The following is an 8,425-nucleotide window of genomic DNA, read 5'->3' as shown; positions in this document are numbered from 1 at the left end:
CGGACCCGCGGCTGGCCACGGCGGGCAGGGCCCTCGACCGGTACCGCGACGCGATCGAGGCGGCCGACGCGGCGGCAGCGGCGGCCCGTACCCCGCGCATCGCGCCTGCCACGGCGTACGCCCTGGGCGTGCTGCACGCGGGACAGCGCCAGGAGGCCGAGGCGGCACGGCGCGAGTTCGCGGAGCTGTGGGACCGGGTGCTGAACGGCGGCCCGGGAGCGAGCGGCTCCGAAGCGAACAGCACCGAAGCGAACAGCACCGAGGCGAACCGTGACGCGGACTCCCGCGAGGCGGAGCCGCAGACCCTCTGAACTGGGGTGGCACGGCGGCGACTTACTTGAGTCCGGAGTTGTCAACTTTCCTCGGGTCGGTGTATATAAGAAGGCACATGGCATCGCACGAAAGTGCCGTCCACAGAAGGAGATGATCCGTGATGCTCATGCGTACCGACCCCTTCCGGGAGCTCGACCGCTTCACCCAGCAGGTCTTCGGCACCCAGACCCGGCCCGCGGGGATGCCGATGGAGGCGTACCGCTCCGGCGACGAGTTCGTGGTCCACTTCGACCTGCCGGGCGTCAGCCCCGAGAGCATCGACCTGGACGTCGAGCGGAACGTCCTCACGGTGCACGCCGAGCGCCGCTCGCCCGCCCCCGAAGGCGCGGAGAAGGTCGTGGCGGAGCGTCCGTCCGGTACGTTCAGCCGGCAGCTCTTCCTCGGTGAGACACTGGACACCGAGCGGATCGACGCCGCCTACGACGCCGGCGTTCTGACCCTGCGCATCCCGGTCGCCGAGAAGGCGAAGCCACGCAAGATCGAGATCAGCGGACGCGACGCGTCCGCCCATGAACTCACCGGGTGAGTGCGGGCTCACATGTGACATCCGACTCTGCTGCACATTCCTTGCCGCTCTCCTGGGCACACCGGAGAGCGGCCTCTCAGGCCAGCCCTAAAGGAAGGAACGGAAAGGTATGCAGTGGAACGAGCTCGTCGGCCGCGTACGCGAGGACGGTCGTTATACGACGGACGCCGAGACGAAGCAGGTGATCCGGGTCGTCCTCTCGGCCCTCGGCGGTCATCTGTCCAACGGCGTGCGTGAACGGGTCGCCGGGCGGCTGCCCGCGACCGCCGCGGAGACGCTGAGGTATCAACTGCCCGCGACGAAGCCGCTGACGGCGGCGGAGTTCGTGGAGGCCGTCGCGCGCCGGCTCGAAGGTTCGACGTCCGCCACGGCCCGCTGGGACGTCAGCTCCGTGCTCAGCGTGCTGGCACGGGTGTGCGGCGACGAGCTCACGGAGGCGATACTCGCCGATCTGCCCGCGGGGTACGCCCTGCTCTTCGGGCGCGCGGAGCTGGCGAGCGCCGCCTGAGACCGGGCTTCGCCCGCAGGCTCGTCGAGTCTGCCGAGCCGGCAGGGCCCGCCGCGTCACGGCGGCTCCGCCGGCCCGGCAGCCGTACGGGCCGTACGAACGCTGGAAGCTGTACGAGTTTTACGAGCTGCACGAGTTGTACGAGCGGTACGAGCCGTATCAGCCGCGTGCGCAGGGCGAGTTGGACGAGGCGGGCCGGAACCGTACGGGCAGCTCAGCCGTACGGGAGGCGCCCGCCGTCAGCCGGTGAGTGGGGCCAGAGCGTGCCACGCCACCGTGACCTCGCCCTGCCGCCAGCGGTGCGGCCCCGCCGTCACGGGCCAGTCCCCGGCGAGCGAGCGCACCGCCCGTATCCACCGCTGCCGCGCGCTGAGCGCACCGTAGGGAGCGGCCGTCGCCCAGGCGCGGTCGAAGTCCCGGAGGAAGGCGTGCACCGGCTCGCGCGGCACATTGCGGTGGATCAGCGCCTTCGGCAGTCGCTCCGCCAGATCCGACGGCGTGGTGAGCGAGCCGAGCCGGGCGGCGAAGGTGACCGTGCGCGGGCCCTCCGGGCCGAGCGCGATCCACACATGGCGGCGCCCGATCTCGTCGCACGTGCCGTCGACCAGCAGTCCGTCCGGCACCGACAGCCGTGCGCACAGCCGGGCCCACACCGGGGCGACCTCCGGCTCGGCGTACTGCCGCAGCACGTTCGCCGCCCGTATCAGCACCGGACGGGCACCGCCCGGCAGCGGCACCTCGAACCCGCCGTGCAGGAACGTCAGTCCCTCGCGTTCGTACGGCAGCGCCGCCGCGACCCGTTCCGGATCGATCTCGACCCCGGCGACGCAGACGTCCGCGCGTACCTTCCGCAGCCGCTCCAGCAGTTCGACGGCCGTCCAGGGCGCGGCGCCGAAGCCGAGGTCGACGGCGAGCGGCGGCCGTGCGCCACGGGCGCCGCGCAGCGCGGGAGCGTGGGCCGCGGCGATCCAACGGTCCATGCGGCGCAGCCGGTTGGGGGCGGTCGTCCCGCGCGTCACGTTCCCCAGGGGGCGGGAGGGGGAGCGGGCGGCCATGCACCGAGCGTACGGCGCGGACGCGGGCCGGGACGGTGCGAGGGGCGGGCGAGGAGAGCGGGGCGAAGGGTGCGGCGCGGAGCCCGTCGCGTACGCCCGCCGGAACGGCACTGTCACGATTCGGCAAAGCAGAAATGGGAACCGCAGGCTCCGGTGTTGAGGCAAGAGGGTCGGAGGCCCCTGCGGCTTCCGTGCGTCACGGCGCGTGCCCGCTGCGCAGCCCGGGGCCCCGGGTCCCGGACACATGGACGTACATGCCCGGCAGCACTCCACGACGAGGAGGCAATCGCCCGTGAGCCAGTACATGGCACGGCTCGGCGAGCTCCGCTCCCTTCCACGGGGCCGGGGTCCGCGGTCCGGGCGGGACGCCCTGCCGCAGCAGCAGCGCCCCCGGCTGAAGTTCGGCACCGGCCGGCGGCCCCGCAGGGTGGCGATGCTGAGCGTCCACACCTCACCGCTGCACCAGCCGGGCACGGGCGACGCGGGCGGCATGAACGTCTACATCGTCGAGCTGGCCAAGCAGCTCGCCGCGCACGGCACCGAGGTGGAGATCTTCACGCGGGCGACCACGGCCTCGCTCCCCGGCAGCGTCGAGCTGGCGCCGGGCGTGCTCGTACGGCACATCGACGCCGGACCGTACGAGGGCCTGGCCAAGGAGGAACTGCCCGCGCAGCTCTGCGCGTTCACGCATGGCGTGATGCAGGCGTGGGCCGGGCACCGGCCCGGTCACTACGACCTCGTCCACTCCCACTACTGGCTCTCCGGCCACGTCGGCTGGCTGGCGGCGCAGCGCTGGGGCGTACCGCTCGTCAACGCCATGCACACCATGGCCAAGGTGAAGAACGCCGCGCTCGCCGAGGGCGACTCCCCGGAGCCGGCGGCCCGGGTGATCGGCGAGACGCAGATCGTGCGCGCCGCGGACCGGCTCATCGCCAACACCGCAGAGGAAGCGGATGAGTTGGTGCGTCACTACGAGGCCGACCCGTCCCGCACCGCCGTCGTACACCCGGGTGTGAACCTGGAGCGCTTCTGTCCCGCCGACGGACGCGCCGCGGCCCGCGCCCGGCTCGGACTGCCGCAGGACGCGCTGATCCCGCTCTTCGCCGGGCGGATACAGCCGCTCAAGGCGCCCGACATCCTGCTGCGCGCCGTCGCCCTGCTCGTCGCGGAGGACCCGTCGCTGCGCGGACGGCTGCTGGTGCCGGTGGTCGGCGGGCCGAGCGGGAGCGGGCTCGCGAAGCCGGAGCGGCTCCACAAACTGGCGGCAAGGCTGGGCATTTCGGATGTGGTGCGCTTCCGGCCCCCGGTGGACCAGGAGGAGCTGGCGGACTGGTACCGCGCGGCGAGCGTCCTCGTCATGCCCTCCTACAGCGAGTCGTTCGGGCTGGTAGCGGTCGAGGCACAGGCGTGCGGCACACCCGTGATCGCGGCGGCCGTCGGCGGGCTGCCGGTGGCCGTGCGGGACGGGGTCAGCGGCTTCCTCGTGGACGGGCACGAACCGCGGGCGTACGCCGAGGCGCTGCGCCGCTTCGTCACGGACGAGCCGTACGGACCGGCCGAGCGGATGGGCGAGGCGGCGGCCCGGCACGCCGCGGAGTTCGGCTGGGACGCGGCCGCCGCGGGCACCCTTCAGGTCTATGCCGACGCGATGCACGACCGGCGTCGTCGCCTACGATCGGCCCATGGCTGACCCGGACGTGAACGGCGAGCACGGCGTGACCGGCGCGCGGAGCACGAGCGGCACGAGCGGTGCGAACGGCTCGCACGACGGGCGGGCCCGTGGCGCGGCCGCCGACGCCGCCGTGGAGCGTGCCCGGCGTACCGTCGAACAGGCCCTGCGCGAGGCCGAGTTGGAGTGGGAGAGCCCGGCCGGGGGCACGTACGTCGTCACCCTGCCCGGCACCCGCAAGCTCTCCACGACCTGTTCGCTCGCCGTCGGCAGACACTCCCTGTCCGTCAACGCCTTCGTCGTACGCTGCCCCGACGAGAACCACGCGGCCGTCCACCGCTGGCTGCTGGAGCGCAACACCCGTCTGTACGGCGTGAGTTACGCCATCGACAAGCTCGGCGACGTCTATCTCGCGGGCCGCCTCCCGCTGAGCGCCGTCACGGTGGAAGAGGTGGACAGGCTGCTGGGCGCCGTACTGGAGAACGCCGACGGCTCCTTCAACACCCTGCTGGAGATGGGCTTCGCGTCGGCGATCCGCCGCGAGTACGCGTGGCGCACCTCGCGCGGCGAGTCCACCCGCAATCTGGAGGCGTTCACCCATCTCACCGGGGGCACCCCGGAGGGCGGCGACCGCGGCTGACCCCGCGACGCCCGTGAGCCCGTAACTCCTTGGAGAATGGCGGGAGTTCGGCGGTACCCGTACCCGTACGCGCGCGCTCCCCCGGAGGTGTGCACGGCCCCGCGAGCACCGGGTGCGGGGCCGGACCTCCGGGGGAGCGCCCGGGAACGGGGAGGGACCAGTGTCAGCCTCCCAGCCCCCAGTCACCGGTGATGTGGCTGGTCGAGCAGATCGTGTCGAGGAAGTACTGCCCCGCCGTGCCGCAGCCCTGGTCCGGCTTCACGGGGGTGCCGTGCGGCATGCCGTCCACGAGATAGCTGCGCACGACGACGTCGCCGCCCTCGTCGGTGTAGTCGGAGCGGGTCGTGCCGCCCTCCAACTCCTCGGTGGCGTCGGCCTCTTGATCGGCGCCGAGCACGTCCGTCCACTGCTTGACGGACTCCTCCGCGTTCATCGGCGCGACCGTCGTGTCGCCCGTGCCGTGCCAGACCGACACCTTCGGACGGGCGCCCGAGTGGTCCGGATCGGCCGCCCTTACCAGATCACCCCACTCCGAGGCCGACTTGGAGACGCCGGGGTTCATGCAGGTGAAGGCGCCGGCGGTGCTGTCCGCGCAGCCGTACGGCAGCCCCGCGACGATCGCGCCGCCCTGGAAGACGTCCGGGTAGGCGGCCAGCATCGAGGCCGTCATCGCGCCGCCCGCCGAGAGGCCGGTGATGAAGACGCGCGAGGGGTCGGCGCCCAGATCGGAGACGGTCTTGTCGACCATCTGCTTGATCGACTGCGCCTCGCCCTTGTCGCGGTCGGTGTCGGAGGGCTGGAACCAGTTGAAGCACTTGTTGATGTTGTTGGCCTGTTCCTGCTGCGGCGCGACGACGGCGAACTTCCCGTCGTCCGCGGCTGCTTGCCACCCGGCGCCCTCGAAGTACCCGGCCGCGTCCTGTGTGCAGCCGTGCAGTACGAGGACGACGGGGCTCTTCGCGGGCAGCCCTTCGGGGGCGTAGCGGTACATGCTGAGCGCTCCGGGGTTCGACCCGAAGTCGTCGACCTTCTCCAGACCGGCGGCGCGTGCACCGCTCCCGTCCGCGTCCACCGTCCGCTGCGCGGAGGTGTGTTCGTAGGCGTAGCCGGCGGGAGTGCCGGCGGGGCTGCCGGCGGCGGTGCTCAGCCCGGCGGTGGTCAGTCCGGCGGTGGTCAGTCCGGCGGTGGCGAGCGCGGTCAGCGCGGCCGTGGCGGTCAGCAGCAGAGCGGCTTTCGAGCGAAGTGCTTTCATGGCGCTCCTTCCGTGGGGGGTGTCCCGTGGGGACCCGCTCGACGGTAGAGGGGCGCGGGGCCCGTCCGAACGTGTCGTACGTCCAGCGGTGCCGGGGCCCGAGTGTGGCGCCACCACATTGGGCCGCCTCCGCGGAGCGTCCTAGCGTGGCCGCATGACCCAGGAGCTCACACCCGGCCCGCCGGGCCTCACCGGTCCGCACTCCGTCGCCCTCGACCTGACCGGCCGTACCGCGCTGGTCACCGGTGCCGCGAGCGGCATCGGCCGGGCGTGCGCCCTGAGACTCGCCGCGGCGGGCGCGAAGGTCCGTGCGGCCGACCGGGACGCGGACGGGCTGCGGGCGCTCCAGGACGCGGCGTCCGGCGGCGCGCTCGAACCCCACCCCGTGGACCTCACCGACGCGGCGGGCCTGGACGCCGCCGAGCGCACGGCGGCCGGTGCGGACATCCTCGTCAACAACGCGGGCGCCCAACTGGTGCGCCCCATCGAGGAGTTCCCGCCCGACGACTTCCACCGGCTGCTGACGCTGATGCTGGAGGCGCCCTTCCGGCTGATACGGGGGGCGCTGCCGCACATGTACGAGCAGGGCTGGGGCCGGATCGTGAACATCTCCTCCGTGCACGGGCTGCGCGCCTCGCCGTACAAGTCGGCGTACGTCTCGGCCAAGCACGGCCTGGAGGGCCTGTCGAAGGTGACCGCGCTGGAGGGCGCGGAGCACGGCGTCACCTCCAACTGCGTCAACCCCGCCTACGTCCGTACGCCCCTGGTCGAGAAGCAGATCGCCGACCAGGCCGCCGCGCACGGCATCTCCGAGGACCGGGTCGTCGCGGAGATCCTGCTCGCCGACTCGGCGCTGAAGCGGCTGCTGGAGCCGGAGGAGGTCGCCGAGTCGGTGGCGTATCTGTGCGCTCCCGAGGCGTCGTTCATCACCGGGGCCTCGCTGCCGCTCGACGGCGCGTGGACGGCGCACTGATCCGTCGGGGGGTCCTGCGCGGGGCTCGGGGCGCGGCTCGGCGCGCGGCTCAGCGCGAGGCTCGGGGCCGGGCCGCGCACGGGACCCTCGTACGGGAACGGACGGGGCCACACGTTCCGCCTCTGGCGTCACACACGGCACCGCGGGTAAGCCTGTGACCATGCCCGAAGCCCGGCCGCCCGACGCCGCCTACCTGGACCTCCTCTCGCGCAGCGCGCCCGCCGAGGCGTACGACGAACCCCTCGCCCGCGCCCGCGAGGCCGGAGCGCCGCCCGACGAACTGGCCGCACTGGAGCGCGGCAAGCACTCCGCCCTGCGCATCCGCGCCGAGCTGGAGGGACGGCGGCGGCGCGAGGCGGAGCTGACCGCGCTCATCGAGACCGTGCACGACATCGCCGGCCTGCGCGACCTGGACGACGTGCTCCGCGCGATCGTGCAGCGGGCCCGCTCGCTGCTGGGCACCGAGGTCGCGTACATGTCGCTGACCGACCACGAGCGCGGCGACACCTATATGCGCGTCACCGAGGGCTCCGTCTCGGCGCGCTTCCAGCAGGTGCGGCTCGGCATGGGCGAGGGGCTCGGCGGCCTCGTCGCCCAGACCGCCCGTCCGTACGTCACCGACAACTACCCCTCGGACCAGCGCTTCCGCCACACCGGCCCGATCGACGCGGCCGTCAACGAGGAGGGCCTGATCGCGATCCTCGGGGTGCCGCTGCTGCTCGGCGGGCGCGACGTCATCGGCGTCCTCTACGCTGCCGACCGCCGCGCACGCGTCTTCGAGCGCGAACAGATCGCGCTGCTCGGCTCGTTCGCGGCCCACGCCGCCGTCGCCATCGACACCGCGCGGCTGCTCTCCGAGACCCGGGACGCCATGGCCGAGCTGGAGAGCGCCAACGAGACGATGCAGCGCGCCAGCGACGTACACGACCGGCTCACCGAACTGGTGCTGCGCGGCGGCGATGTGACGGACGTGGCCGCCGCGGTCTCCGAAGTCCTCGCGGGACGCGTCGAGTTCGTCGAACCGTCCGCCGCCTCCGCCCGTCCCGCCGTGGAACGCTCCCGCAGCGAGGGCCATGCGACGCCGGACGGCGAGCGCTGGGTGACCGCCGTCTCCGCGGGCGGCGAACTGCTGGGCGCGCTCGTGCTGCACGACCACCAGGTCCTGGACCCCGTCGACCAGCGCACCTTCGAACGGGCCGCCATGGTCACGTCGTTGCTGCTGCTCGCGCGCCGCTCGGCGGGCGAGGCGGAGCAGCGCGTACGGGGCGAACTCCTCGACGACCTCCTGGACTCCACCAGCCACGACCCGCGCCTGCTGCGCGAGCGCGCCGCCCGGCTGCACGCCGACCTCGACGCCCCGCACGTCCTCTTCAGCGCCCGCCTCGAAGGCCACGCCGCGGCGCTCGGCGAGGGGCCGGCCGCCGGGGGCGGTACGGGAGAGCAGCCCGCGGTACGGGCCGGCGACGGAC

Annotated in this window: 8 protein-coding genes and 1 pseudogene; 7 read left to right on the top strand and 2 right to left on the bottom strand. The window is 73.2% G+C overall.

Features of this window, described 5'->3' with window-relative positions:
- From AN218_RS38485 to AN218_RS24770, 3 genes and pseudogenes are all read left to right on the top strand, one after another.
- Positions 1 to 311 (top strand): annotated as a pseudogene (locus AN218_RS38485) (hypothetical protein); the annotation flags it as partial.
- Between the two features lie 122 nt (positions 312 to 433).
- Positions 434 to 859 carry an Hsp20/alpha crystallin family protein gene (locus tag AN218_RS24775; RefSeq protein ID WP_070019152.1) on the top strand — a complete coding sequence of 142 codons (426 nt, stop codon included), beginning with the start codon at positions 434 to 436 and terminating at the stop codon, positions 857 to 859.
- Between the two features lie 109 nt (positions 860 to 968).
- Entirely contained in the window at positions 969 to 1,367 is a 399-nt protein-coding gene (locus tag AN218_RS24770) for a DUF2267 domain-containing protein (RefSeq protein WP_079132549.1), read from the top strand.
- A 239-nt stretch (positions 1,368 to 1,606) separates the two neighbouring features.
- Here AN218_RS24770 and AN218_RS24765 read toward each other — a convergent pair whose 3' ends face one another.
- Positions 1,607 to 2,422 (bottom strand): methylase, encoded by an 816-nt coding sequence (locus AN218_RS24765; protein WP_070019149.1) that lies wholly within the window; start codon positions 2,420 to 2,422, stop codon positions 1,607 to 1,609.
- Positions 2,423 to 2,714: 292 nt separating this feature from the next.
- Here AN218_RS24765 and mshA point away from each other — a divergent pair, with 292 nt between their 5' ends.
- Complete coding sequence (mshA, locus tag AN218_RS24760; RefSeq protein ID WP_070019148.1) at positions 2,715 to 4,112, top strand: D-inositol-3-phosphate glycosyltransferase; 1,398 nt, start codon at positions 2,715 to 2,717, stop codon at positions 4,110 to 4,112.
- Positions 4,113 to 4,137: 25 nt separating this feature from the next.
- A complete protein-coding gene (locus AN218_RS24755) occupies positions 4,138 to 4,731 on the top strand; it encodes a type III secretion system chaperone family protein (protein ID WP_420856010.1) in 594 nt (197 codons plus the stop codon).
- A gap of 163 nt (positions 4,732 to 4,894) precedes the next feature.
- Here AN218_RS24755 and AN218_RS24750 read toward each other — a convergent pair whose 3' ends face one another.
- Positions 4,895 to 5,983, bottom strand: coding sequence for an extracellular catalytic domain type 1 short-chain-length polyhydroxyalkanoate depolymerase (locus tag AN218_RS24750; protein ID WP_070019147.1), 1,089 nt, complete (start codon positions 5,981 to 5,983; stop codon positions 4,895 to 4,897).
- Positions 5,984 to 6,137: 154 nt separating this feature from the next.
- On the opposite strand from AN218_RS24750, the gene AN218_RS24745 reads away from it, so the two are divergent.
- Both AN218_RS24745 and AN218_RS24740 read left to right on the top strand, forming a co-directional pair.
- Positions 6,138 to 6,956 carry a 3-hydroxybutyrate dehydrogenase gene (locus AN218_RS24745; protein WP_070019146.1) on the top strand — a complete coding sequence of 273 codons (819 nt, stop codon included), beginning with the start codon at positions 6,138 to 6,140 and terminating at the stop codon, positions 6,954 to 6,956.
- 160 nt (positions 6,957 to 7,116) lie between these two features.
- A partial coding sequence (locus AN218_RS24740; RefSeq protein ID WP_244900669.1) for a GAF domain-containing protein occupies positions 7,117 to 8,425 on the top strand: 1,309 nt, incomplete at its 3' end.

Origin of the sequence: Streptomyces nanshensis, from assembly GCF_001751255.1 — a bacterium.
Classification (GTDB): Bacteria; Actinomycetota; Actinomycetes; order Streptomycetales; family Streptomycetaceae; genus Streptomyces; species Streptomyces nanshensis_A.
This window is presented reverse-complemented; position numbering and strand designations above follow the sequence as displayed.